The sequence below is a fragment of the Streptomyces sp. 351MFTsu5.1 genome (genome assembly GCF_000383655.1).
Taxonomy (GTDB): domain Bacteria; phylum Actinomycetota; class Actinomycetes; order Streptomycetales; family Streptomycetaceae; genus Streptomyces; species Streptomyces griseorubiginosus.
In genome coordinates this window covers 409,335-434,314 of record NZ_KB911776.1, presented here as the reverse complement: position 1 = coordinate 434,314, position 24,980 = coordinate 409,335, and the positions used below count along the sequence as shown (strand labels likewise).

20 protein-coding genes and 1 pseudogene are annotated in these 24,980 nt (G+C 71.9%); 12 read left to right on the top strand and 9 right to left on the bottom strand.

Going from position 1 to position 24,980, the window contains the following annotated elements:
• The first annotated feature begins 78 nt into the window (after positions 1 to 78).
• Positions 79 to 1,314 (top strand): amidohydrolase, encoded by a 1,236-nt coding sequence (locus tag H295_RS0105395; RefSeq protein ID WP_020134313.1) that lies wholly within the window; start codon positions 79 to 81, stop codon positions 1,312 to 1,314.
• Between the two features lie 1,099 nt (positions 1,315 to 2,413).
• Here H295_RS0105395 and H295_RS47785 read toward each other — a convergent pair.
• Positions 2,414 to 3,062 (bottom strand): annotated as a pseudogene (locus H295_RS47785) (hypothetical protein); the annotation flags it as partial.
• 167 nt (positions 3,063 to 3,229) lie between these two features.
• On the opposite strand from H295_RS47785, the gene H295_RS0105380 reads away from it, so the two are divergent.
• Positions 3,230 to 3,658: a hypothetical protein gene (locus H295_RS0105380; protein WP_020134311.1), complete on the top strand. Its 429-nt coding sequence runs from the start codon at positions 3,230 to 3,232 to the stop codon at positions 3,656 to 3,658.
• Positions 3,659 to 3,772: 114 nt separating this feature from the next.
• On the opposite strand, the gene H295_RS0105375 is transcribed toward H295_RS0105380, so the two are convergent.
• Entirely contained in the window at positions 3,773 to 4,294 is a 522-nt protein-coding gene (locus H295_RS0105375; protein ID WP_020134310.1) for an SH3 domain-containing protein, read from the bottom strand.
• 210 nt (positions 4,295 to 4,504) lie between these two features.
• Here H295_RS0105375 and H295_RS0105370 point away from each other — a divergent pair, with 210 nt between their 5' ends.
• The gene (locus H295_RS0105370) at positions 4,505 to 5,332 is read left to right on the top strand and encodes a hypothetical protein (protein ID WP_020134309.1); all 828 of its coding nucleotides are present in this window, start codon (positions 4,505 to 4,507) and stop codon (positions 5,330 to 5,332) included.
• Here H295_RS0105370 and H295_RS0105365 read toward each other — a convergent pair.
• Entirely contained in the window at positions 5,241 to 6,569 is a 1,329-nt protein-coding gene (locus H295_RS0105365) for a PLP-dependent aminotransferase family protein (protein ID WP_020134308.1), read from the bottom strand. The genes H295_RS0105370 and H295_RS0105365 overlap by 92 nt on opposite strands.
• A 112-nt stretch (positions 6,570 to 6,681) precedes the next feature.
• Between H295_RS0105365 and H295_RS0105360 the strand changes: the two genes are divergently transcribed.
• From H295_RS0105360 to H295_RS0105350, 3 genes are read left to right on the top strand one after another with little or no spacing between them, the layout of a single operon-like run.
• Complete coding sequence (locus tag H295_RS0105360; RefSeq protein WP_020134307.1) at positions 6,682 to 7,428, top strand: alpha/beta fold hydrolase; 747 nt, start codon at positions 6,682 to 6,684, stop codon at positions 7,426 to 7,428.
• A 10-nt stretch (positions 7,429 to 7,438) separates the two neighbouring features.
• Positions 7,439 to 8,386 carry an endonuclease/exonuclease/phosphatase family protein gene (locus H295_RS0105355; protein ID WP_020134306.1) on the top strand — a complete coding sequence of 316 codons (948 nt, stop codon included), beginning with the start codon at positions 7,439 to 7,441 and terminating at the stop codon, positions 8,384 to 8,386.
• A 22-nt stretch (positions 8,387 to 8,408) separates the two neighbouring features.
• Positions 8,409 to 10,334, top strand: coding sequence for an FUSC family protein (locus tag H295_RS0105350; protein WP_020134305.1), 1,926 nt, complete (start codon positions 8,409 to 8,411; stop codon positions 10,332 to 10,334).
• Between the two features lie 79 nt (positions 10,335 to 10,413).
• Here the strand turns inward: H295_RS0105350 and snpA are convergent, their stop codons facing one another.
• Positions 10,414 to 11,076, bottom strand: coding sequence for a snapalysin (snpA, locus tag H295_RS0105345; protein ID WP_020134304.1), 663 nt, complete (start codon positions 11,074 to 11,076; stop codon positions 10,414 to 10,416).
• Between the two features lie 149 nt (positions 11,077 to 11,225).
• On the opposite strand from snpA, the gene H295_RS0105340 reads away from it, so the two are divergent.
• Complete coding sequence (locus H295_RS0105340; RefSeq protein WP_020134303.1) at positions 11,226 to 12,182, top strand: LysR family transcriptional regulator; 957 nt, start codon at positions 11,226 to 11,228, stop codon at positions 12,180 to 12,182.
• A gap of 14 nt (positions 12,183 to 12,196) precedes the next feature.
• Here H295_RS0105340 and H295_RS0105335 read toward each other — a convergent pair whose 3' ends face one another.
• Positions 12,197 to 14,239 carry a PhoX family protein gene (locus H295_RS0105335; RefSeq protein WP_020134302.1) on the bottom strand — a complete coding sequence of 681 codons (2,043 nt, stop codon included), beginning with the start codon at positions 14,237 to 14,239 and terminating at the stop codon, positions 12,197 to 12,199.
• Between the two features lie 271 nt (positions 14,240 to 14,510).
• On the opposite strand from H295_RS0105335, the gene H295_RS0105330 reads away from it, so the two are divergent.
• From H295_RS0105330 to H295_RS0105320, 3 genes are all read left to right on the top strand, one after another.
• Positions 14,511 to 16,175: a VWA domain-containing protein gene (locus H295_RS0105330; protein ID WP_020134301.1), complete on the top strand. Its 1,665-nt coding sequence runs from the start codon at positions 14,511 to 14,513 to the stop codon at positions 16,173 to 16,175.
• A gap of 148 nt (positions 16,176 to 16,323) precedes the next feature.
• Positions 16,324 to 18,039 (top strand): methionine--tRNA ligase, encoded by a 1,716-nt coding sequence (metG, locus tag H295_RS0105325; RefSeq protein WP_020134300.1) that lies wholly within the window; start codon positions 16,324 to 16,326, stop codon positions 18,037 to 18,039.
• An 89-nt stretch (positions 18,040 to 18,128) separates the two neighbouring features.
• The gene (locus H295_RS0105320; RefSeq protein WP_020134299.1) at positions 18,129 to 18,659 is read left to right on the top strand and encodes a GNAT family N-acetyltransferase; all 531 of its coding nucleotides are present in this window, start codon (positions 18,129 to 18,131) and stop codon (positions 18,657 to 18,659) included.
• 413 nt (positions 18,660 to 19,072) lie between these two features.
• Here the strand turns inward: H295_RS0105320 and H295_RS0105315 are convergent, their stop codons facing one another.
• Together H295_RS0105315 and H295_RS0105310 are read right to left on the bottom strand one after the other, a co-directional pair.
• A complete protein-coding gene (locus H295_RS0105315; protein WP_020134298.1) occupies positions 19,073 to 19,285 on the bottom strand; it encodes a DUF397 domain-containing protein in 213 nt (70 codons plus the stop codon).
• Complete coding sequence (locus H295_RS0105310; RefSeq protein WP_020134297.1) at positions 19,282 to 20,157, bottom strand: helix-turn-helix domain-containing protein; 876 nt, start codon at positions 20,155 to 20,157, stop codon at positions 19,282 to 19,284. Before H295_RS0105310 ends, H295_RS0105315 begins: the two co-directional genes overlap by 4 nt.
• Positions 20,158 to 20,529: 372 nt before the next feature.
• Between H295_RS0105310 and H295_RS0105305 the strand changes: the two genes are divergently transcribed.
• Positions 20,530 to 21,381 (top strand): DNA-binding protein, encoded by an 852-nt coding sequence (locus tag H295_RS0105305; protein ID WP_028809069.1) that lies wholly within the window; start codon positions 20,530 to 20,532, stop codon positions 21,379 to 21,381.
• A gap of 102 nt (positions 21,382 to 21,483) precedes the next feature.
• Positions 21,484 to 21,960, top strand: coding sequence for a hypothetical protein (locus tag H295_RS0105300; RefSeq protein WP_020134295.1), 477 nt, complete (start codon positions 21,484 to 21,486; stop codon positions 21,958 to 21,960).
• Positions 21,961 to 22,021: 61 nt separating this feature from the next.
• Here the strand turns inward: H295_RS0105300 and H295_RS0105295 are convergent, their stop codons facing one another.
• Both H295_RS0105295 and aspS read right to left on the bottom strand, forming a co-directional pair.
• Positions 22,022 to 22,960: an intradiol ring-cleavage dioxygenase gene (locus H295_RS0105295; RefSeq protein WP_020134294.1), complete on the bottom strand. Its 939-nt coding sequence runs from the start codon at positions 22,958 to 22,960 to the stop codon at positions 22,022 to 22,024.
• Between the two features lie 119 nt (positions 22,961 to 23,079).
• Entirely contained in the window at positions 23,080 to 24,843 is a 1,764-nt protein-coding gene (gene aspS, locus H295_RS0105290; RefSeq protein WP_020134293.1) for an aspartate--tRNA ligase, read from the bottom strand.
• Positions 24,844 to 24,980 lie beyond the last annotated feature (137 nt).

Sequence of the window (24,980 nt, the reverse complement as noted above, 5' to 3'; positions counted from 1 at the left end):
ACCAAGTCGACGTCGGCGGACCTCCCCGCCCCGGTCGGTCCGGGGTCCCCCGTCCCTCTCGGCGCCTACGCTGCCCGCATGACGTCTCCCGCCGCCCGTACCGCGCTGGACCTCACCGCCGGCCTCCCGGTCCCCGACCTGGAGGAGTTCTACCGGGACCTGCACCGCCACCCCGAGCTGTCGTTCCGGGAGCACCGCACGGCGGCCCGGCTCGCCGAGCGGCTGGAGGCGGCCGGTTTCGAGACCGTCGAGGGCATCGGCGGCACCGGGGTCGCGGGCGTCCTGCGCAACGGGGACGGGCCGACCGTCCTGCTGCGCGCCGACATGGACGCGCTGCCGGTGGAGGAGCGCACCGGACTGCCGTACGCCTCCGAGGCCCCCGGGGTGATGCACGCCTGCGGGCACGACCTGCACGTGACCTGGCTGGCGGGGGCCGCGCGGGCACTCGCGGACGGCAGGGACGCCTGGTCGGGGACGCTGGTGCTGGTCGGCCAGCCCGCCGAGGAGAGCGGCGGCGGGGCGGCCGCGATGGTCGCCGACGGGCTCTACGACCGTGTCCCGCGTCCGGACGTGCTGCTGGGCCAGCATGTCGCACCGGGTCCGGCGGGGCTGTACGCGCACGTGCCGGGTCTGATCATGTCGGCGACGACGGACGTGGAGATCGTGGTGCACGGCCGGGGCGGTCACGGCTCGCGGCCCGAGACCACCGTCGACCCGGTCGTGACGGCCGCCTACCTCGTCACGCGGCTCCAGACGGTGGTCAGCCGGGAGATCAGGCCGCGGGAGCAGGCCGTGCTGACCGTCGGCCGGATCGAGGCGGGCACGGCCCCCAACATCATCCCGTCGACCGCCCGGATCTCCCTCAACCTGCGCACCCAGTCGGACGCGGTCCGAGACCGGATGCTGGCCGCGATCCGCCGGATCGCCGAGGGCGAGTGCCATGCGGCGGGCTGCCCGCGCGAGCCGGAGGTGATCGTCGGCGGCTCGTTCCCGGTCACGGTCAACGACCCGGAGACCGACCACCGGATCGCCGCCGTGCACCGCGAGGTCTTCGGCGCCGTGACCGTCTTCGACCCCGGCCCGGCGATGGGCAGCGAGGACTTCTCGAAGCTCGCGATCGATGAACTCCCGTACTCGTACTGGTTCGTGACCTCCACCCCGGCCGACGTGTGGGAGGCGGCACCCGGCGCGGACCTGTGGGAGAAGTTCGACGCGGTGCCGAGCAACCACAGCCCGCTCTTCGCGCCGGACCTGTCGGTGGTCGGGCCGGGCGTGCGCACCCTGGTCTCGGGGGCGCTGGCGATGCTCGTCTAACCCTGCATCTGGAGTTTCCGCAGCTGGGTCTGCACGTTCTCCAGCGCGCCCTGCCGGCGTCCGGGCACCCGCATCCGCAACCCGGCCAGCACGATGCCGAGTTGCCGCACCTGCTCCACGTCACGGACCTGCGCCCACTGGTGGTGGGCCCGGTCCACGGCCGTCTCCACGGGCCCCGCGTCCACGGCCTGCCCGGCCCCGAGCCGCGCCTCGGCCACGGTCAGCCAGATCCGGCAGCTGCGCACCGGATCCCCGGCGAACATCGCCAGATCCGCCCGCACCTCCGCCCAGTGCAGAGCCTGCTCGGACGCGGCCCCGTGGTCCCGGGCGGCGGCCTCCCCATGAGCGGCGGCAACGACCTCGGCATCCTGATGCCGCCCGCTCTGCACAGCGGCGGCGATGTAGGCGTGCGGATCCACGGGCTCCGCCCCGGAGAACCCACCGGGAACGCCCTGCCGAGCGGGGTCGACGCGCTGAGCCGGGGGCACGTCGTGAGTACGGGGGGCCTCCTGGGCCGAGTCAACTCCTCGGGCCAGAGCCCCCTGCGGAGCCAGCTGCACGTCCTGGGCCGAGGTCCTCCACTGAGCCGAGGCCACGTCTTGCCCCGGGGCCGCATCCGGGACCGGGACCACGTCCGCGGCCGGGACCAACTCGCGCGCCCAACCGGCCCCTTGAGCCGAGTCGACCCCCTGAGCTCGGGGCACGTCGTGAGTACGGGGGGCCTCCTGGGCCGGGTCAACTCCTCGGGCCAGAGCCCCCTGCGGAGCCAGCTGCACGTCCTGGGCCGAGGTCCTCCACTGAGCCGAGGCCACGTCTTGCCCCGGGGCCGCATCCGGGACCGGGACCACGTCCACGGCCGGGACCAACTCGCGCACCAGACCGACCCCTTGAGCCGAGTCGACCCCCTGAGCCGACGCAACCCCCTGAGCCACGGCCATGCCATGGGCCGGAGTCAGCTCACGAGTTGCGGCAACCCCTCCAGCCGAGGACACTCCGTGAGCCGGGGCCACCTGCTGGGCCACGGCCGCCCCCGGCACCGGAGCCACCCGCTGAGCCGCAACCACCCCCTGCGCCGACACCGCCCCAGCCACCCCCCGTCCCGGCGGCGCCGCCACCGGCACCGACGGCACCGTGAGGACGATGTCGCCGTACGCGTCACTTCCCAGGCGGCCGAAGGCCTGTTGGTGGAGGTCCGGTTCCGCGGGGCGGTGGCCGCTGCGGAGGATCGTCGCGATCGTCTTCATGTACGCCGGCACCGCGACCTTGCGGCGGGACGGCGGGGGCGCGATCCGCCCGTACACCGCGTTGTTGCGCCCGGAGTCGAGGGCGTGCGTCCGCAGCCATCCCCAGGTCTCCGCGTCGGCGTGCAGGTCGAGGAAGAGCGTCGTCGAACCCGGTGTCCGCAGCCGGAACTCCTCGCGGATCCACTGCCAGGGCAGCGCGGTGTAGCGGACCGTGGCCGGCGTGGTGCGGGCCAGCGCGAGGTGGGGCAGATGCTGGCGCCGGTCCAGGGCGAGCTGGCCGGCGACGAACACGGTGAGCGGACCGGGCGTGGCCGCGACGGCACGCAGCCGGGTCAGGACGGCCTGCGGTTCCAGGGGGTCGGCGAGTTCGACGACGTTGGCCGTGTCGGCGCCGGAGAGCACGGCGGGCGGCACCGCGGCGAGGACGGGAAGCACGGACGCCGCGTCCACCAGACAGCTCTTGCCCACCGGTGAGGCGGCGAGCAGCAGCACGGTCCCGGGCATCGTTCCCTCCCCATCCCCCGTCGATCACTTACCGCAGCACGGTAACCGCTGCGACCGGCAAGGGCAGTTCCCGGGAGGGCAATCGTCCCCTTCGACTTGCCAGGGACCCTCTCCAGGTGTGCTCTGGAAGGCAGGGGCATACCGGGGGCGGAGAGAGGAGTGCTCTCATGGCTCATGCGGCACCCGCGGGCGGTTTCGCCCGGACACCCGACGTGTTCAGCCCGAAGGTCCATCTCGCGGCCCGGTACGGCATCCCCGTGGCCCTGGGGCTCGTCTACGGCTACTGGGCCGCGGCCAACCGCAGGGACGGCGGGCCGATCACCGGCTGGAACGTCCTGTTCGGGTGCGTCACGGCGCTCGCGTTCATCGTGCTGTGCCTCGCCGTGGCGACCTTCGCCCCGCTGCTGAAGCGAGAGCTCCACTCGGCCGTGAAGTCCGGCTTCGCCGGCGCGGCCGTCGGGTTCCTGTACAGCCAGACCGGCGAGAGCGTGCTGCGCTCGGTGGCGCTGGGGCTCGCGGTCGCGGCGGGCATCTTCGTCGTGTTCTTCTACCGCTACTACACCCACGAGGACGCCGAGGGGAACCGGATCCGCTGAGAGGGTCCGGGCACAGCGGTGGGCCCCCTGGCCGGTCACCCGGCCAGGGGGCCCACCTTCCCTCATCCCGACCTTTCCCTCATCCCCGACCTTTCCCTCATCCCGACGATTCCCTCATCCCGACGATCCGGTCACGGTCCAGGTCCAGGACCCCGAGAAGCTGAAGGACACGGTCCCGGAAGCCGCCCAGGTGTCGGATCCGGCGTTCCAGTCCGGGTCGCTCCAGTCGGCGTTGTTCCAGGTGTCGTTCTTCCACTGCGGACACGGGTCCGCGCAGGTCGGCACACGCCGGCCGCCGGTGTCGACGAACGCGGCGCTGACCCAGCCCTCGGCACCGGTGAACCAGTACCAGTACGGGTTGCCGTTGACGCTCTGTCCGCGGACCATGCACTCGATGCGGTCCCGGCTGCCCGGTGCGAGCCGGTCGACGACCGCGGAGTGTGTGGTGGGCGCGTCCCGCACGTTCAGCGCGGTGCGGGAGACGATGGTGCCCCAGACCTGACCGCCGCGACCGTGGCCTTCGGCGTGGGTGGGCGGGGCGGCCGCGGCGAAGGTGCCCGCCGCCGGGACGGCGAGTGTCGCGCCGGTGAGCAGGACCACGGCCAGGGTCCGCAGGGCCGTAGGGGTGCGGTGCATGGATCGGCCTCCTTCTCCCCGATGCCCCCCGACGTCCCCCGGTGTCCCCGATGCCCCCGATGTCCCCCGCTGTCCGTCCCCCGGTTTTCCCCGGATCTCCCGGTTCCCCCTTGATCCATGAGACACCCGTTCGGGTGAACCCTCCACCGGAGGGCCTAATCCGCAGCTCCACGGCTCGCGCGGTCGCCTTCGGCGGTCTTGCCTGGAGGGGTGACCCCCCGTGTCCGTGGCGCCCTGTCGGCCGCCCTGATCGCCGTGGCCTGTCTCCTGGTGCCGTTCGGCGCGCTGGCGGCCTGGGCGGCGTACGGCCTCGCCGATCCGGGCCGGTACGTCACCGCGATGGCACCGCTGGCCGCCGAGCCCGCCGTACGGGACGCGCTGGAGGACGAGGTCGACGAACCGCTGCGGCCCTTCGTGCACGACTTCGCCCGCACCCCGGCCTTCCCCGCCGCGTGGGACGCCGGCAACCGGGCCGTCCACGACGCCGTGTGGAGCGCGCTGCACGACGACAGCCGCCGCGAGGTGACCGTCGACCTGGCCGAGGTGGGGCGCCGACTGGCCCCGGGACACACGTCCGAGGCCCTGCCCCGGACGAAGGTGGCCGTGCTCCCGGCCGCCGAACTCGACCGCCTGAGGAAGGGCTACGACGTGCTCGAAGTCGCCGGTTTCTGGCTGCCCGTCACGGCCGCCGTCCTCGCCGTCACCGGGATCGCGGTCGCGGCCTGCCGTCGCCGCGCCCTCACCGCGACCGCCCTCGGCACCGCGCTCGGCGGCGCGCTGCTCGCCCTCGCCGTCGCCGTGGGCCGCCACTTCACCCTCACCGACCTGCCGGACCCGGTGCACCGCCCGGCCGCGGGCGCCGTCTACGACGCGCTGACGGCCACGCTCCGCACGGTGTCCTGGCTGCTGGTGACCGTCGGTCTGGCGGTGGCCCTGACCTGCTGGCTCACCGGTCGCTACGGCTCGCCGCGAGCCCGGCGAGGGTCCGCAGCGCCCGTTCCAGATCCGGCACCGGAGCCGACCCGAGCCCGAGCCTGACCGCGTCCGGGGTGCGGTGCGGGCCGACGGCGAAGGACGGTCCGGGCGTCAGGGCGATGCCGAGCGCCGCCGCGGCGGCCGTGAAGGTGTCCGCCCGCCAGGGGGCGGGGAGTTGCCACCAGGCGTAGTAGGCGCGCGGATCGGACCGTACGGCGAACCCGTCCAGGCATGCGGCGAGCAGCCGCTGCCGGTGCGCCGCGTCGGCCCGTTTCGCCGCGACCAGCCGTGCCACGGTCCCGTCGGCCATCCACCCCGTGCCCGCCTCCAGCGCGAACCGGCCCGCGCTCCAGCCGCCCGAGCGGACGGCGTCGGCCACCGTCTCCGCGCGCTGCCGGGGGACGACGAGGAAGCCGACGGTGAGCCCGGGCGCGACCCGCTTGGAGAGCCCGTCGACGACCAGGGTGTGTTCGGGGGCGAGGGCCGCGAGCGGGTCGTCGGCCTGCGCGAGGAACGACCAGATGCGGTCCTCCACGACGGGGATGTCCAGGGCGGTGACCGTGCCCGCGAGGTGGCGCCGGCGCTCGGTGCCCATGGTCGCGGAGGTCGGGTTGTGCAGGGTCGGCTGGACGTAGAGGGCCGACAGGGGAGCCGTGCGGTGGGCGGCGGCGACGGCGTCCGGGAGCGGGCCGTCCGCGTCGGTGGCGAGCGGGACCAGGGTGATGCCGAGGCGGGCCGCGATCTCCTTGACCACCGGGTAGGTCAGCTCCTCGACCCCGACCCGGCCGCCCGGCCGTACCAGGGCGGCGAGGGCGGCGGCCACGGCCTGGCGGGCGTTGCCGGTGAAGAGGATCCGGTCCGGCTCGGGGCGCCAGTGCGGGGTGGCGAGCAGGGCGGCCGTGGCCTCGCGGGCGGCGGGAGTGCCGGTGACGGCCGCGGGGCGCAGGGCCTCGGTCAGCGTGTCGGGGCGCAGCAGGGACCCGAGCGTGCCGGCGAGCAGGTCCGACTGGCCCGGCGCGGAAGGGTAGTTGAGCTCCAGGTTGACGGGCGCTCCGGCGTCCTCGATGAGCCCCTTGCCGAGCCGCTCGGGCAGGCCGGCCCGTACGAAGGTGCCACGCCCGACCTCCCCGACGACCAGTCCCCGCCGGACGAGTTCGCCGTACGCCCGCTCCGCCGTGGACGCGGCGATCCCGTGCCGGCGGGCGAACTGGCGCTGCGGGGGCAGCCGTTCGCCGGGCCGGAGCCGTCCTGTCGCGATGTCGGCGGCGATGCGGTCGGCGATACGGCGGTAGTCGGGCACTCGAACCCCCTGTGACGGCGCCCGGTGGACGGGCACGCGAACCCTCCGGCGATTGCACCGAGGGCAAAGATTTTATTGCACCGAGAAACGGCGGCTGCCTAGGGTCCGTATCATGACGCCGACTCCCCTGGTCCTGGTGCACGGCCACCCCTTCGATCACACCATGTGGCGCCCCCAGACCGACGCCTTCTCCGCCTCCCGCCGGGTCCTCGCCCCGGACCTGCGCGGCTACGGCACCGCACCCGGCGGGTACCCCGTGGAGCTCTTCGAGGACTTCGCCCGGGACATCGAGGCGCTGCTCGACGACCAGGACGTGCCGGCCTGTGTGCTGGCGGGCCTGTCGATGGGCGGCCAGATCGTCATGGACTGCTACCGGCTCTTCCCCGAGCGGATCCGCGGCCTGGTCCTCGCCGACACCTTCCCGGCGGCGGAGACCCCCGAGGGCGTACGGATCCGGCACGCCATGGCGGACCGGCTGCTGCGCGAGGGCATGGCCGGGTACGCGGAGGAGGTGCTGGAGAAGATGGTCGCGCCGTACGCCGCCGCCGAGGTCAAGGCGCACGTCCTCGGCATGATGACGGCCACCCGCCCCGAGTCCGCCGCGGCCGCCCTGCGTGCCCGCGCCGCCCGCTCCGACCACCGTGAGCTGCTGCCCCGCGTCACGGTCCCGGCCCTGGTCGTCGTGGGCGCCGACGACACCTACACGCCGGTCGCCGACGCGGAGGCGATGCACGCGGCCCTCCCGGAGTCCCGGCTGTGCGTGATCGAGGGCGCGGCGCACCTGCCGAACCTGGAGCGGCCGGCCGAGTTCAACGCCGCGCTCGGGGAGTTCCTGGCGCAGGTCGACGCCCGCTCGTAGGCTCGGCACGGTGACCCACCGGCGCCTCGGCATCTGGACCTCCGCCCTGCTCCTCGCCGCCGTGAGCGCGGTCGTCGGCTGCCGCGTCGCCGACACCGACGGCGTCACCCCCGTCCCCCAGCTCCTCGCCTTCCTGCCGTGGCTGCTCGCGCCCACCGGCCTCGGGCTGGCCCTCGCCCTGCTCACCCGCTGGTGGCCGGGGACGCTGTGGGCGGCCGTGGCCCTGGGCCTGCTCGCGTGGTTCCTCGCCCCCCACGGCGAGGGCGCCGAACCGGACGGCCGGGTGCTCGCCCGGCTGGAAGTCCTCACCTCCAACGTCGAGTTCGGCCGGGCCACCGACGCGCTGGTCGCCGCCGTACGCCGGGAGGAGCCGGACGTCGTGTTCGTGGAGGAGTGCGAGTACGGCTGTTCGGCGGCCCTGCGGGAGACCCTCGCCGGGGAGTACCCGTACCGGCGGTCCGTGGAGGGCGCCGGCTCCACGGGGTCCGTCATCCTGAGCCGCTTCCCGCTGCGGGCCGCCCCCGCCGTTCCGGCGACCATGGGCATGCCGGGAGCCGTCGCCGAGGTGCGCGGTCACGCCGTACGCCTGCAACTGGCGCACCCGATGCCGCCCCTGCCGGGACAGCTGGGGGCATGGCGGCGGGAGTTGGGCGCCCTGCGGGACTTCGCCGCCTCCCGGGGTCCTGAACCCACCCTCCTGGCCGGAGACTTCAACGCCTCCCAGGACCATGCGGCCTTCCGCGCGCTCCTCGACACCGGACTGCGCGACGCCGCCCGTCTCGCCCGTTCCGGCCGCACCCCCACCTGGCCGGCCCGCACCGCCCCGGTGATCGGGGCCCAGATCGACCACGTCCTGGTGTCGAAGGACTTCTCGGCGCGCGACGCCCGCTTCCTGGACCTGGCCGACACCGACCACCGGGCCCTGCTGGTGGACCTGGCACTCCACCGGCCCGCTTGACCTGGGTGTTCATAATGAGCGCATGTCCCGCATCGGCCTCACCCCGCCCGACTGGCTGGTCCGGAACCTCCAAGCCCAGCAGGCCCCCGTCAACCGGGCCGCCGTGGCGCGCGCGGCCGTCGCGATGTCCCTCCCGCTGGCGGTCGGACTCGCCGTCGACCAGGCCGCGTACGGCGCCCTCGTCTCCATGGGCGCCCTGTCCGGCGTCATCGGCGACACCGCCGACGCCTACCGCATGCGCATCCTCAACATCGCGATCCCGCAGCTGTTCGGCGCCGTCGGCATCACGCTCGGGTCCCTGGTGTACGGCCAGGGCTGGATCGCCGTCTGCGCGGTCACCGCGGTCGCGCTCGTCTCCGGGATGATCTCGACGATCGGCGCGGTCGCCTCCGTCTCCGGTCTGCTCCTGCTGCTGAACTCCGTGGTCGGTGCGGGCCTTCCGATGCCCGGCGACTGGTGGCTCGCCCCGCTGCTGATGACCGGCGGCGGCCTGCTCGTCCTGCTCCTCGCGCTGCTGGCCTGGCCGCTCAGGTCCGGGGTGCCGGAACGGGCGGCGGTCGCGGCCACCTACCGGACGGTGGCCGACCTGATGGCCGCCTGCGGCCGCGCGGAGTACGACGAGGCACGGCACACCGTCACCCAGTCCCTGAACCAGTCGTACGACCTCGTCCTCGCCCGGCGCGCCCGCCACCACGGCCGCAGCCCCGAACTGACCCGGCTGCTCGCCCAGTTGAACGCGATCACGCCGGTGGTGGAGGCCGCACCCGCCGCCCACCTGTCGGGGCGGCCGCTGGCACCGGAGATTCCCGAGACGGTCCGCCATCTCGCGCGGGCCGTGGAGACCGGATACACCGGCCCCATCGGCCTGAAGCTGCCCGTGCCGGTGTCGGAGACCAGCCGGGCCGTCGACCACGCCCTGCGGCACGCCGCCGAGGTCGTCGCCGTACCGGACGTGGACCCGCGCGGCATCGACGACCGCCTCGGCCGCCCGGCCGCACTCGGCGTCCGGGCCGCAGGCGCCGCCCGCAACGTGGCCCTGTCGGCGGCGTCCTGGCGGTACGGGCTCCGCCTCGCGCTGTGCATCGGGCTGGCCCAGGCACTGGTCTCGATCGTCCCCGTCCCCCGCTCCTACTGGGTGGCCCTGACGATCACGTTCGTCCTCAAGCCCGACTTCGGCTCGGTGTTCTCCCGGGCGCTGCTGCGGGCGCTGGGCACGGTGGCCGGTCTTGTGGTCGCGGCGGCGGTGCTCTCCCAGGTGCCGCGCGGGTGGTGGGACGTACCGGTGATGCTGCTGCTCGCCCCGCTGATCCCGGCGCTCACCCCGCGGGGCTACGGCTATCAGACGGCCGCCATCACCCCGGTGATCCTGCTCCTGTCGGACATCCTCAACCACCAGGGCACCGCCCTGCTGCTGCCCCGCCTGCTGGACTCCCTGATGGGCTGTGCCATCGCCCTGGTCGCGGGGTACCTGCTGTGGCCGGAGAGCTGGCACACCCGGGTCGGCGACCGCCTGGCGGACGCGGTCGCGGACACGGCGGCCTATGTGGAGGGCGCGTTCGGCAACGGGGTGGAACCGGCCGCTCGCGCCCGTATGCGCCGCCGCCTCTATCGCGACCTCTCGGTCATCCGCACCGAGTTCCAGCGCGCCCTGACCGAACCGCCGCCCATGGGACGGCGGGCGGCGGCCTGGTGGCCGCTGGTCGTCGCGGTGGAGCGGATCGTGGACGCCACGACCGCGGCCCGGGTCCGCGTACGTCACGGAGCCGCGCCCCCGTCGACCGCGGAGGTCGTCCAGGTGACCCTGCAACTGCGGGAGTTGGCGGACGGCCTGCGCGAGGCGGAGACCCTCTACGAGGTCCGCACCGACCTCACCGGGCCCGCGGGCAGCGTGCTGGAGCCGGTGCGCCAGGAGGTGGCGGCGGCCCGCGCGATCACCTCACCGCGCTGACCGCCGTCATGCCGGTGCGGGCCGCCCTCTCGTGGTGGGCGGCCCGCACCGGGGTGGGGGGTGGCGGCTTGGTCCTGGTCTAGCGGTCGGACTTGTGCAGGGCCTTGTCCATGGCGGCGGCCAGGCCGTTGGCCCACAGCTGGTTCACCCGGCTGCGCTCGGCGGAGTTCGGGATCGCGTTGGTGCAGGACGTGCCGGGGCCGCCGCCCGACATCAGCTCGCTGCACGGACCGGAGTAGTGGTCCGGCAGCCCGAGCACATGGCCCGTCTCGTGCGCGGTGACCCGGGTGGAGTCGTACTGCTGGTTCTGCCGGTAGTCCAGGAAGACGTAGCCGCGCCCGTGCCCGTCCGTCGAGGCGTACGAACCGCGCGAGTCGTTGCCCTCCCGGTAGGAGAAGTCGGCGCTCGCCGCCGACCCCGACTGGAGTCTGACGTTCGACACCGAGCTGTTCCATATCTGGGCGCTGCGGCTTATCTGGGAGCTGAACGTGGGTGCCCGGGAGGCGTCGTAGACCACGGTGACGGCCGCGGCGCTGTTCGGGTTCGCGGCCCGCTTCTCGGCCACGGACGCGAGGACGGCCTGGAAGAACGCCTCGCTGGTGTCCGTCGTCGTGGTCGCGGTGTAGCCGGCCCGCGGCGCGGGCTCCGGTGCCGCGGAGGCGGGAACCGCCGTGACCAGACCGGCCGTTGCCAGACCGAGGGCGACCGCCGTGGCGGTGAGGGCATGGGGGTGCTTGCGCATCGAGGACTCCTTGGTGGGGGTGAGTCGTCGATGTGAGTGTCGGTGCCTGTGCGGTGGCTGTGATGATGCCAACCGGCGATAGTACGGGCCTATCACCGGAGTTCGGCACCCCTGGTGCAACCCCTGCCCCCGCCTTACGCTCCGATCGCATGGACCTCGAGGTGAGACACCTCCGCGCGGTGGTGGCCATAGCCGACACCGGCAGCCTGCACCGGGCCGCCCGTCAGCTGGGCGTCGCCCAGCCGTCGCTGAGTACCCAGCTGCGCCGGATCGAACAGGCCCTGGGCGGCGCGCTGTTCGTCCGCGCCCGATCCGGCTGCCGCCCCACCCCGCTGGGGCGGCTCGTCCTCAGCCGCGCCCGCCCCCTGCTGGCCGAGATGCGCTCCCTGGTGGCGGACGCCCGCGCGGCCGCGACGGGCGGCCCGCAACTCCGTGTCGGCTCCACCGCGAGCCGGGCCCTGTCGGGCTGGCTGCGCCGGCTGCGCGCACACGGCCAGGACCCCACCCTCCACATGAACGTCTCCCCCAACGCGCTGCTGCGCATGGTCGCCGACGGCCAGCTCGACGTGGCCTTCGTGCACGAGGTGGAGGGCTGCCCGCTGCGCATCCCGCGCGAGCTGTGCCTGCGCGTCCTGGTCGAACGCGAGCCGCAGTTCGTGTCCTTGCCGGCGGACCATCCGGCGGCCGCGAAGCCCGTGGTCACCCTCGCCGACCTGGCCGGGGACCGCTGGATGATCGACCCCACGGTCGACGGCGAATGGGACGCCGTGCAGCGGATGTTCCGCGCGGCGGGCGTCAACCCCACGGTCCTGCACGGCGATTACCACACGGCCGACGCCCTGGTCGCCACCGGTGAGGTCGTCACCGTCTGCCAGCCCACCCGGGTGCCCCGCCCCGACATGGCGGTACGACGGCTGCACGGCGACCCGCTCGGCGTACGACTCCTCCTCGCGGCCCGCACCGAGACGGACCTGGACGGGGTCCGTCCCGCGCTGGAGGAGGCGTACTGGGAGAGCGCACGGCAGGCACCGGCGTACCGGGAATGGCTGGAACAGGGCGGTGCGGGGAGCGGGGAGCGGCGCCCGACGGTTCCGGCCGTGCCCTGAGGCACTTGTCCGGTTCAGACGCCGATGTCGTGGCCGTCCTTGCGCCACACCGCCACGACCGCCGGACGGACGATCCTCCCCGGGCCGTCGGGCCAGGTGCTCGCCGGCTTCTCGACCGTCGCCCCGTTGATCTCACCGGGGTGCTGCACGGCCACGAGCACCCGCCGGTCCTGGACCAGCGGACCGCAGGTCTCCGCCCCGGTCGGCACGGTCAGGAACTGCTTGAGCTCACCGCGCCGCTCGCCCCGGGTCGCGACCCCGAACAGGCCGTCGTGGGAGCCGAGCTGGTTGCCGTCGGTGGAGATCCACAGGTTGCCGTGCGGGTCGAAGGCCACGTTGTCGGGGCAGGAGATGGGGCTGACGTGGTCCTTCGGGAACCCGGCGAAGTAGGTGGCCGGATCCTCCGGGTCCCCGGCGACGAGAAACAGCGTCCAGGCGAACTCGGTGCTGTCGGCCCGGTTCCACCGCTCGGTGAGTTCGAGGACGTGCCCGTGCTTGTTGGCGTTGCGGGGGTTGGCCTCGTCGGCCGGGGCGTTCGCGCCGACACCGCGGTTGGTGTTGTTCGTCAGGGCGACGTACACCTTGCCGGTGCGCGGGTTGGGCTCGATGTCCTCCGGCCGGTCCATCTTCGTCGCGCCGACCTTGTCCCCGGCGAGCCGGGTGAACACGAACACCTCGTCGGCGGACATGCCCTCGACGTGCGACACGGCACCCTTCGCGGTGGCCGTGGCCAGTGGGATCCACTCCCCGCCGCCGTCGAACTCGCCGTCGGCGGGCAGCTTCCCGGTGCCGTCGATCTCGAGGGCGGGGGAGTCGCCGGTGAGGCGGGCGACGTACAGGGTCCCCTCGTCGAGCAGCGAGAGATTGTGCTCCCGCACGGCCCTGCCGCTGCCGTGCTTCATCCGCTTGCTGCCGACGAACTTGTAGAAGTAGTCGAACCGCTCGTCGTCCCCGGAGTACACCACCGGCCGCCCGTCGTGCGTCAGCCGTACGGTCGCCCCCTCGTGCTTGAACCGGCCGAGCGCGGTGTGCTTGCGGGGCGTGGAGGACGGGTCGTACGGGTCGAGCTCGACGACGTACCCGAAGCGGTGGGGCTCGTTGGGCTCCTGCGCGACATCGAACCGCTTGTCGAACCGCTCCCACTTGCGCTCACTCGCTCCCGCCCCGATCCCGTACCGCTTGTCGGTCGCCCGGCTGGCGTTGGCGAAGTACTGGTTGAAGTTCTCCTCGCCGTGCAGGGTGGTGCCCCACGGGGTGGTGCCGCCGGAGCAGTTGTTGAGCGTGCCGAGGACCTTGCGGCCGGTCGGGTCGGCGGACGTCTTCAGCAGGTCGGACCCGGCGGCGGGCCCGGTCAGCCGGAACTCGGTGGTGGCGGTGACGCGCCGGTTGAGGTGATGCCGGGGGACGAGGGTGAGGGCGCCGTTCTTCCTGTTCTCCTCCACCACGACGACACCGAGACCGTGCGCGGCCCAGGCGATCTCGACCTGCTCGCGGGTGGGGTTGGCGGCGTCGTAGCCGCGGAACATCAGGACCTCGTCGGTGTACTCGTGGTTGGCGACGAGCACCTGCCGGCCGCGCTCGCCCGGGAGGGGCAGCAGCGCGAGGAAGTCGTTGTTGTACCCGAACTGACCGGCCTGGGCGGCGGCGGTCTGCCGCTCCGGGTCGAAGGCCGGGGCTCCGCGCAGAATGGGCTCGCCCCAGCGCACGACGACGTTCTGGGCGTAGCCGGCCGGGACGGTCACGGTGTCGGCGGTGTTGGGCGCGACGGGCGCGAACCGGAGTCCACGGGCAGCCTTGCCGCGGGGCGTGCCCTTCCTGACGTCGGCGGCCTCGGCGTCGGGAACGGCGACGGCCGTACCGGCGGCGGCCGCCACCGTGACGACGGCGGCGGCCCGCATCACCGAACGGCGGCTGAGCGCGGCGGCGATCACGTCGCCGACGTACGGGTTGGCGGAAGTGTTGGGCGCGGGGTGGAAACAGGCGTCCCCGCACCGGAACCGACAGGTCAGGGCGGACCGCCCGTGGACGGCGTTGATCAACGGCAGCTGCACACGCACTTTGCTCTCCCCTTGCTTCCCCTTGAGTCTCGCTTGACGGACGGTAGGGGGGCGTCTGTGCGGGAGCAGGGCGGGGCGGTGAACGGTGAATGAATCCGGGGTGGACGGAGGAGAGTTGAGGGCGCCCACGGGTTACGTCCGGAAGTAGGTCTTGACTGGAGGCGGTCCCGTCACCCGCCCCTGCCCAAGATCGCCATCCGGGGCCGCTAACCTTACGTGTCCGTCCTGGCCAGGGATTGACGGGCTTCAACTCATGCGAAGGGTTGCGCTAATGGGCATTCTCACTCTCCTGCGGAACGCGTTCGGCGGCCGATCACGCAAGGCCGCTGCCACCGAGGCAGAGGGTGCGGTTCCTTCGCAGGAGGCGACGGAACCGAAGCCGGCGCCTCCGGCGGAGGTGACGGCCACGGTCCCCGAACCCCGCACCGAGACGCCGACCACCGACTCGGACTCCGACTCCGAGCACGAGCTGGTCTCAGCCGCGTTCGACAACGTGACGGTCCCGAAGCAGACGCCTCCGGCGGGGTCGACGGAGCAGGTGGAGACACCGGTCGCGGAGGCACCTACGGAGGCGGCCGCCGAGAAGCGGGTGACTGCCGAGGAGCCGGCGGCCGAGGCGCAGGCAGCGGAGGAGCCCGCGCTTGAGGAGCCGGCCTCCGAGAAGGCCGCTGCCGAGGAACCCGCAGCGGAAACGGAGTCGCCGGCGGAGCCCGAGACGACGGCGGCTGAGGAGCCTGCGGCTCAGGACGCGACCGCCGAGGAGGCCGTCGCTGAAGAGCCGGTTGCCGAGGAGGCCGCTGCCGAGGAACCCGCAGCGGAAACGGAGTCGCCGGCGGAGCCCGAGACGACGACGGCTGAGGAGCCCGTCGCCGAAAAGGCCGCTGCCGAGGAACCCGCCGCGGAGCCTGAGGCGACCCCGGACGAGCCGGTGGCCGAGGAGCCCGTCCCTGCGGCAGCAGAGGTAGCGAAGCCCGAGGCCGCAGAGCCCGAGCCGGTAGCCACCGAGGCTCCCGAGCCAGAGCCGGAGGCCGTCGCAGAACCCGAGCCCCAGCCCGAGCCCGCCCCCGCAGCCGCCGTAGAACCCGAAACCGAACCCGCGCCCGAGCCCGCACCGGTCGCCGACGTCGTCCCCGAGGCCGAGCCCGAGCTCGAATCCGCCCCCGAGCCCGAGCCCGTCCCCGAGCCGGAGGCCCCCGCGGCCGCCGACGGCGAGAACGCCCCACAGGGGCCACCCGCAGCCGACGACGAAAGTGGTACGGGTGGTGCGGGTGGGAACGACGACCCGGCCGAAGGCCGGTCGGTGACGGTCCCCGCACCCCTCCGCAGCGCCTACGACACCGCCGCCACCACCCTCTCCGCCCACAACCTCACCGGCACCACCGCGAGGACCTACCTCGTCCTGGACCGTTCCGCGAGCATGCGCCCGTACTACAAGGACGGCTCCGCCCAGGCCCTCGGCGAGCAGACCCTCGCCCTCGCCGCCCACCTGGACCCCGAGTCCACGGTCCACGTGGTCTTCTTCTCCACGGAACTGGACGGCACCGGCGAGCTCACCCTCACCGACCACGAGAACAAGATCGACGACCTGCACGCGGGCCTCGGCCGCATGGGCCGTACCAGCTACCACGCCGCCGTCGAGGAAGTCCTCGCGCAGCACACCAAGAACGCCCCCGACACCCCCGCCCTCGTCGTCTTCCAGACGGACGGCGCCCCGGACGCGAAGACCCCCGCCACCCAGGCCCTCACGGAGGCGGCGAAGACCCACCCGAACGTCTTCTTCTCCTTCGTCGCCTTCGGTGACCCGGAGAACAAGGCCTTCGACTACCTCCGCAAGCTGAAGCTCCCCACCACGTCCCACTTCCTCGCGGGCGAGACCCCGAAGGAACTCACGGACGCGGAGATCTACGAGGGCATCCTGGCGAACTGGCGCCCGTGACGCCGTAGCAGCACCCCGAGGCCGCCCCCTTCCCCCCTGCCGAAAACGGGAAGCGGGCGGCCCACCCATGTCGGATACGATTTCAAGACTCGCGAAGCGACTAGCGACTAGCGACTCACCCGCACGACCAACCTGGGAGCAGCCCCCGATGGCTCGACACCTCATCACCAGCGCCCTTCCGTACATCAACGGGATCAAGCACCTGGGCAACATGGTGGGGTCCATGCTCCCGGCGGACGTCTACTCCCGTTACCTGCGCCAGCGCGGCCACGAGGTCCTCTACATCTGCGCGACGGACGAGCACGGCACCCCCGCCGAGCTGGCCGCGAAGGAGCAGGGCATCCCGGTCGCGGAGTTCTGCGCGCAGGCGCACGACGCGCAGAAGGCGGTCTACGACGGCTTCGCGCTGGCCTTCGACTACTTCGGCCGCAGCTCCTCGCAGCAGAACGTCGAGATCACCCAGCACTTCGCCCGCCGCCTGAACGAGAACGGCTTCATCGAAGAGCGCGCGATCCGCCAGGTCTACAGCCCCACCGACGGCCGCTTCCTCCCGGACCGCTATGTCGAGGGCACCTGTCCCCACTGCGGCTACGACAAGGCCCGCGGCGACCAGTGCGAGAACTGCACGCGCGTCCTGGACCCCACCGACCTGATCAACCCGCGCTCGGCGATCTCCGGCTCCACCGACCTGGAGGTGCGCGAGACCAAGCACCTCTTCCTCCTCCAGTCCAAGCTCCAGCACGAGGTCGAGGCATGGGTGGCGGCCCACGAGGACGACTGGCCCCAGCTCGCCTCCTCGATCGCCCGCAAGTGGCTGAACGAAGGCCTGCACGACCGCGCGATCACCCGTGACCTGGACTGGGGCGTGCCGGTCCCGGCCGACACCTGGCCGGAGCTCGCGGCCGAGGGCAAGGTCTTCTACGTCTGGTTCGACGCCCCGATCGAGTACATCGGCGCGACGAAGGAGTGGGCGGATCTGGACCCGGAGAACCGGGACTGGAAGTCGTGGTGGTACGACGTCGACACCGACGTCCGCTACACCGAGTTCATGGCGAAGGACAACGTCCCGTTCCACACGGTGATGTTCCCGGCGACCGAGCTGGGCGTGCGCGAGCCGTGGAAGAAGGTCGACTACGTCAAGGCCTTCAACTGGCTGACGTACTACGGCGGGAAGTTCTCCACGTCCCAGAAGCGGGGCGTGTTCACGGACCAGGCCCTCGACATCCTCCCCGCCGACTACTGGCGGTACTTCCTCATCGCGAACGCCCCCGAGTCGGACGACTCGTCCTTCACCTGGGAGCACTTCACGGCCACGGTGAACAAGGACCTGGCGGACACCCTCGGCAACTTCGTCAACCGCGTCCTGTCCTTCTCCAAGAAGCGCTTCGGCGAGGAGGTCCCGGCGGGCGGTGAGCCGGGTGCGGCGGAGGCGAAGCTGGGCGAGGAGATCGCCCGGCTGCTCGCCGAGTACGAGCAGCAGATGGAGGCGCTCCAGTTCCGCAAGGCCGCGGCGGCCCTGCGCGCGCTGTGGTCGGCGGGCAACTCCTACCTGGAGGAGAAGGCCCCCTGGCTGGAGATCAAGACGGACAAGGACGGCGCGGCGCTGACGCTGCGCACGGCGATGAACCTGATCCACCTCTACGCGGTGGTCTCGGAACCCTTCATCCCGGCGACCTCGGCCGCCATGCGCCAGGCGTTCGCCCTGCCCTCCGACACCGCCACCTGGATCTCCGCCGACGAGGCCCGCACCCTGACCGCCCTCACCCCCGGCATCCCCTTCACGGTCCCCCCGGTCCTGTTCGCCAAGCTGACGGACGAGGACCTGGAGAACTACAAGGAGCGCTTCGGCGGCGACTCGGTGTAACCGTCACCGTCGCGTCGGCCCTGCCTCAGCAGGCAGGGCCGACGGATATTCGCTGGTCGCTGCTTGCCGGTGGTGTTCATACTGCCGCGATGGATCCGGTGACTCTTGAGACCGACCGTCTGGTGCTTCGGGCCTTCACATCCGCCGACGTGGATGCGGTGCACGAAGCCTGCCAGGACGAGGACATTCAGTTCTATACGCCGGTGCCGGTGCCGTACCGGCGTACGGACGCAGAGAAGCTCGTCGACGAGAAGCTGCCCGCTCAGTGGGCCGAGGACAGGGACTACACCCTCGGCGCGTTCCGCAAGGACACCGGCGCCCTGGTCGGCTCGTACTGCCTGACCCTCGTCAGCCGCGGCGTCTGGGAGCTCGGTTACTGGGCGGTCAAGGAACAGCGCGGACGCGGGTACTCGGCGGAGGCGGCTCGGGCCCTGTGCGACTGGGGCTGGGCCACCCTCGACGTCCACCGCATCGAGTGGTGGGCCATGGCCGGGAACACCGGCTCGCGTGCCGTCGCCGAGAAACTCGGCTTCACCGTCGAAGGGACTCTGCGCAATCGCGGCATCGCCAACGACGGCAAACCGCACGACTGGTGGGTGGGCGGACTGCTGAGGCCCTGATGCCCGGGCCGGTGCTTCGCCGGCTGAGTCTGCTCTTCTGCCCGGAAGTCAGGCGATCGTCTCACTGGTCTCGGACCGTTCGGCTCGCCGACCGACCCGCCGCAAGCCTGGTCTCCGCCTGGCCGTGGCACCTGTCGGCCCACGAGGGTTGGCGGCTGAGGTCTTCTCATCAGTGCCGCACCGTGACGCCGACCACGGGTTCGCTCGCCGCCACCCCACGCCGACGTGGCAGAAGGCGTGGTGGCGGATGTCGGCAAGCCTGGACGGCCTCCTTGCGCGCGCTGTGCGAGGCGTGGTCGTGCACACCGGAGTCCGCCTTGGGGAGGTTCCGGGCCACCTGCTCCTACGGCCTCCGGGCTCCACGCAGTGGTGGCGCAGCGCCGTCGGAGGCCGTGGACGTGGGTACCCGTGGGTCAGTTCCCCGATGTGTACGCCACGAAATCCCTCCAGGCGCCCGGCGTCAGCGCGAGGCGCGGTCCGGTGTCGGGGCTCTTGGAGTCACGGACGTGGACAACGGCAGGGGTGGTGGCGACCTCGACACAGGAGTCACCGTCGGGGCCGTCGCTGTAGCTGCTCTTGAACCACGCGAGCCCGGAGGCGTCACCGGCAGTGGGCTTGCGGATCATGTTTCTCCCAGCAGTCGCTCGATGAGGGCCGCCGACTCCCCCGGGGGAAGAGCCTGGGCCCGGATGGTGCCGTATCGCAGCTCGAGGATCCGCAGTTCCCTCAGGTCCGAGACCGGGCGGCCGTTGAACGCTCCGTCGCAGCGTCCGACGGCGGTGCCGTCCTCGAACTTCAGCAACTCGATCCTCCCGCTCATGCCCGGATGCGGTGGACTGTCCAACGGCATCACCTGAAGCGTGACGTTGGGCAACCGCCCCACCTCCAGCAGACGTTCGAACTGCTGTCGCCGCACCATTGTGCCTCCAACCCCGCGGTGCAGCGTCGACTCTTCCAGGACGAAGGCGAGGGTGGGAGCGGGCGAGCGTTCGTAGACCGACTGCCGGGCCATCCGGGCGGCCACGCGGCGTTCCAGGTCCTCGGGCGCGTAGACGGGCAGCCAGGATTCCAGCAGGGCCCGTGCGTGGTCGGGCGTCTGGAGCAGGCCGGGGATGCTGCTGCACACGTACACCCCGATCTCGACCGCCTTCTCCTCCATCGTCGCCAGGTCCCGCACCTTCTTCGGGTACCGGACCTTCTTCACGTCCTCCCAGGACGCCGAGATCAGCCCGCCCGCGTCCAACACCTCGTCGGACCGGTCCAGATACTCCTTCCTGGGAATCCGCTTCCCCGCCTCGATCTTGTAGACCATGTCCTCGCCGTACCCGACCGCCTCCCCGAAGTCCGGCACGCGCAGCCCCACGGCCTCCCGCCGCAGCCGCAACTGCCGCCCCACCGTGGCGAGTACGGCCAGCCCCCAGTCGTCGTCAGGATCCACCTCCCAACCCGGCTCGTCCGCCTCGGTCCTGAGCCGTCCCGCCTCCGTGTCCACCGACATCCCGCACCCCTCCGTCGTACGACCGTGCCTCAACGCCCCTACCCGTACAGGTACTCCGGACAGTCCGGACACCTCTGGACAAGGCCTGGACAACCGCTGCACCGGAATCCGAGGGGTCGGGTTCCGGTGCGACCTGCGCTCCCTATGAACCACCCACGGGGAAAAAGGACCCCACCAAGCCCCACCCCTCCCTCCCGCCGGGCAAACTCACCCGCGAGGGTGAATATGCCCAACTCGGCTGGATTCGGGACCGGTTGCCTGCCTTACGCTCAGCGCAGCAAGACCCACAACCCCAGACATGCGTCGGCCCTCGCCGGGACTGCAATCCCAGTGCGAGGGCCTGACCACCAAGGAAGAACGGACCTCTTCCCGATGGATGCCGAAAATCCTAGTGCGCCCACGCGCGCCCAGTCCCGCGTACCGGGCAAAAACCACCCCCACGCGCGACCCCAGTCCGGCGTGGTCCACGACAACGCCCGCCACACCGAGAACTTCACGGTGGTCGGCAACCACCTCGTCCAGCACGAGGAACTGTCGCTGCTCGCCATCGGGCTGGCGTGCTACATCCAGTCGGTACGACCAGGCACGGCTGTCGACATCAAGACCCTCGCCAAGCGCTTCCCCGAGGGCCCCACCCGCATCGCCGCCGCCCTCCGCGAACTCCAGGCCGCCGGTTACCTCCGCCGCTCCCAGGTCCGCACCCCCACCGGCCAGATGGTCACCCGCACGGTCTCCTGCAACAAGCCAGGTCACCGGACCGGTGCCACCGAGACCTCCGGCAGACCCACCCGACGCCCGGCGGCGGACAAGCCACCTCCCCGCAAGCGCCTGCCCGCCGTACCGCGACCCGGATACACCTCGCCCGCACTCCTCCAGGCAGCCCTCGACGTCCTCGCCGGTCTCCGCCGCCGCGACCCCCGTCTCCTCCTCTCCGCCACCGACGCCGAACATCTGGCTCCCGGTGTCGCCGCCTGGCTGGAGCGCGACCTCGGCCCCGCCGCCGTGAGCCGTGCGCTGGCCGAGAACCTGCCACTGGAGCCTTTGGTCCGCCCGGCCGCGTTCCTGGCCCACCGCCTGACCGCCCAGCTACCACCACTGCCACCGCCACGGCCCCCGGCCTCACCGGTCGCGGAGCCCAGACACCCCTTCCAGATGTGCGACGGCTGCGACCGCCCCTTCCGCGCACCGACCCCCGGCCGCTGCCGCGACTGCCGAACCGGTTAGTCCGTCGACTCCGCCCCCACCAGGACCCGCCCGACTCTCCGGACCCGTCCGGATACCGACCCGGGCATCGCCGTGTCCGCGCCAAGCCGTATGGTTTGCGCCATGGCAGTGCCCGGGGTCATTCCTGTCGCGTACGAGCCGAAGCACCGCACCGAGACGATCGGGCGGTATGCGGAGGGTCAGTTCCTGGCGTCGATCACGTATGCCTTTCCCGAGGGGTTCCGCCTCGACGAAGGCTGGGAAGATCAGAAACGCCTGTTCGCGGTTCTGCACACCTTCGACGCGGAGGGCAATTACCGCGACTCGGACATCTGGTGTGCCGGCACCTGGGCGGAGCAGCAGCGCGACCCGGTCGGCGACGCCTCTCCGCTCACACGCGCCCAGGTCCACCGGGCGACCCTGCTCCGCAGCCTCCCCCGCCGTTCCTACACGGACATCGCGATCCGCCCCTTCAGCCTCCTCCACGAGGGCGTCCGCTTCGGCCTGGTGATCCGCGAGGACGAGGGCGAACAGTGGGCAGAGCTCTACCCCGACCGCCTCGCCTTCGCGGACCCGTGGGACGGAACCTACGACACCTGAGCCGCGGCCCACGCGGAGGCGCCCGGGACTTCAGGGTCCCGGGCGCCTCGGTGTGCGTGGGTCAGAAGGACGTGCCGTCGTTCGTCGTGTCCGGGTCGACGCCCATCGTGATCGAGCCGATGACGCCCTTGGCGATGTTCTTCTTGTTGTACTTCAGCTTGAGCAGGCCGCCCGTGGTGCCGCTCTGGTCGTAGATCGTGTCCTCGGTGAGCGTGGTGCGCTCGGTGGTGCTGGTGGAGTACGGCTCGACCTCGGCGGAGGCAAGCACGGACTCCTCGTCGAAGAAGAACTGGCCGGTGTGGCAGGTGTGCCCGCCCTCGTAGCCGGCGTCGGTCCAGGTGCCGTCCACGTGCACCTTGGTGTGGACGTGCACGGTCCGGCCCCGGTACCAGCCCGGGAAGATCGTCCTGAAGGTGACCTGGCCGTGCTTGTCGGTCTTCCAGGTGCCGCGCAGATAGCGCTCGTCGTCGGTGGGGTCCTGGTGGACACCGCCAGTGCCTCCGGTCGGCGCACCCGACGGCGGCTCACCCGTCGGAATGCCGCTCGGGGCACCACTCGGGGGAGTGCCGCCACCGCCGGTCGACGAGGCCTCGTAGCCCGAGTAGATGCCGAGCGCGTCGCAGTGCCAGATGTCCACGGCGGCATCCGCGATCGGCTTGCAGGTCTCGGAGTCGATCACCTTGAGCTGGAGGGTGAGGGGGATGCCCTCCTTGTCCTCGGTGATGTCCCGGCGGATCTTGTCCGCGTCGATGTAGTACGGCCCCTCGGTGGTCTCCGAGGTGAGCCGGTAGCAGCCCTCGGCGGCGGTGGAGGTGCTGCTCGCCGAGGCCGCCGTGCTGGTGGTCTCGCTCGCGAAGGCACCCGACGCGGCGAGCGTGCCCGCCGCGCCCACGGCCACGGCCGCGCCCGCTCCGGCCACGACGACCTTGCGCCGCGTCAGGTCCTTCTTGTGTTTCGGCCCGGGGGCCGACTGCTGGTGTTCCGGCTGGATTCCTGTCATGGGCAGGGAAGTTAGGTAAGAAGGCTGTCATCCACGTCGGAGCGGACTGTGGTTTCCACAGGGACAGCAAAATGGCCCGGAACCGACGTCGGTTCCGGGCCATCTCCTCAGCTCACCGTCTACTTCGGCTGCGGCGTGCGCACCGACAGGTGCAGCTCCCTCAGCCGGGCCTCCTCCAGCTCCGTCGGCGCGCCCATCATCAGGTCCTGGGCGTTGCCGTTGAGCGGGAAGGAGATGGTCTCGCGGATGTTGGGCTCGTCGGCGAGCAGCATGACGATGCGGTCGACGCCGGGGGCGATGCCGCCGTGCGGCGGGGCGCCGAAGCGGAAGGCGCGCAGCATGCCGGCGAACTTGTCCTCGACGGTCTCACGGTCGTAGCCCGCGATCTCGAAGGCCTTGAGCATGATCTCCGGCTCGTGGTTCCGGATCGCGCCGGAGGACAGCTCGACGCCGTTGCAGACGATGTCGTACTGCCAGCCCAGGATGTCCAGCGGGTCCTGGGTCTCCAGGGCCTCCAGACCACCCTGCGGCATGGAGAACGGGTTGTGCGAGAAGTCGATCGCGCCGGTCTCCTCGTCCTTCTCGTACATCGGGAAGTCGACGATCCAGCAGAACCGGAACACGCCCTCCTCGAAGTGCCCGGCACGCTTGGCGGCCTCGACGCGGACCGCGCCCATGATCTTCGAGACCTCGTCGAACTCGCCCGCGCCGAAGAACACCGCGTGCCCGGCGGCCAGCGACAGCCGCTTGGTCAGCTCGGCGACGTTCTCCTCGGTGAGGAACTTCGCGATCGGACCAGACAGCGAACCGTCCTCGGCCACCCGCACCCAGGCGAGACCCTTGGCGCCCTGCGAGACCGCGTAGTCGCCGAGCTGGTCGAAGAACTTCCGGGGCTGCGCCGAGACGTCCGGCACCGCGAGGGCCCGCACGTGCTTGCCGGCGAACGCCTTGAACTCCGAGCCCTCGAAGACGTCGGTGATGTCGACGAGCTCCAGCTGGGCCCTGAGGTCCGGCTTGTCGGAGCCGTACTTCAGCATCGCCTCACGGAACGGGATCCGCGGGAAGGGGGAGGTGACCTCCCGGCCGCCGCCGAACTCCGTGAACAGCTCGGTCATGAGCCGCTCGATCGGCTGGAACACGTCCTCCTGCTCGACGAAGCTCATCTCGACGTCGAGCTGGTAGAACTCGCCCGGCGAACGGTCCGCGCGCGCGTCCTCGTCGCGGAAGCAGGGCGCGATCTGGAAGTAGCGGTCGAAGCCGGAGATCATCAGCAGCTGCTTGAACTGCTGCGGCGCCTGCGGGAGGGCGTAGAACTTGCCCGGGTTCAGGCGGGAGGGGACCACGAAGTCACGGGCGCCCTCGGGGGAGGTCGCGGACAGGATCGGGGTCGCCATCTCGTTGAAGCCGAGCGCCACCATCTTCGAGCGGATCGAGGCGATCACCGACGAGCGCAGCATGATGTTCTTGTGCATGCGCTCGCGACGCAGGTCGAGGAAGCGGTACTCCAGGCGCCTCTCCTCGTTGACCCCGTCCTCGGTGTTGATCGTGAACGGCAGCGGGGCGGCCGCGCCCAGCAGCTCGACCTCGCCGACCTCGACCTCGATCTCACCGGTCGGCAGGTCCGGGTTCACGTTCTCGGTTCCACGTGAAACAACGCGGCCGTCGATCCGGACCGTGGACTCCTTGGAGACCTTGTCCAGCGCCTCGTAGGCCTCCGTGCCCGGCCGGGCGACCAGCTGCGTGATGCCGTAGTGATCGCGCAGATCGATGAAGAGGATGCCGCCCAGGTCGCGCCGATTGTGCAGCCAGCCACTCAGTCGGACGTCGGTGCCGACGTCAGAGGAGCGGAGCTCGCCGCAGGTGTGGGACCTGTACCGATGCATCGTCGTTCATCCAGCCTTCGCGGATCGGGGGCTGCCTCACGTGTCTGTTTCACGTGAAACTCCCCCAAGCGTACCGGGGCACCAAGGACCGGCTCCCACCATTACGACTCGGTCAACAGTGGCACTCCTCGATCCCC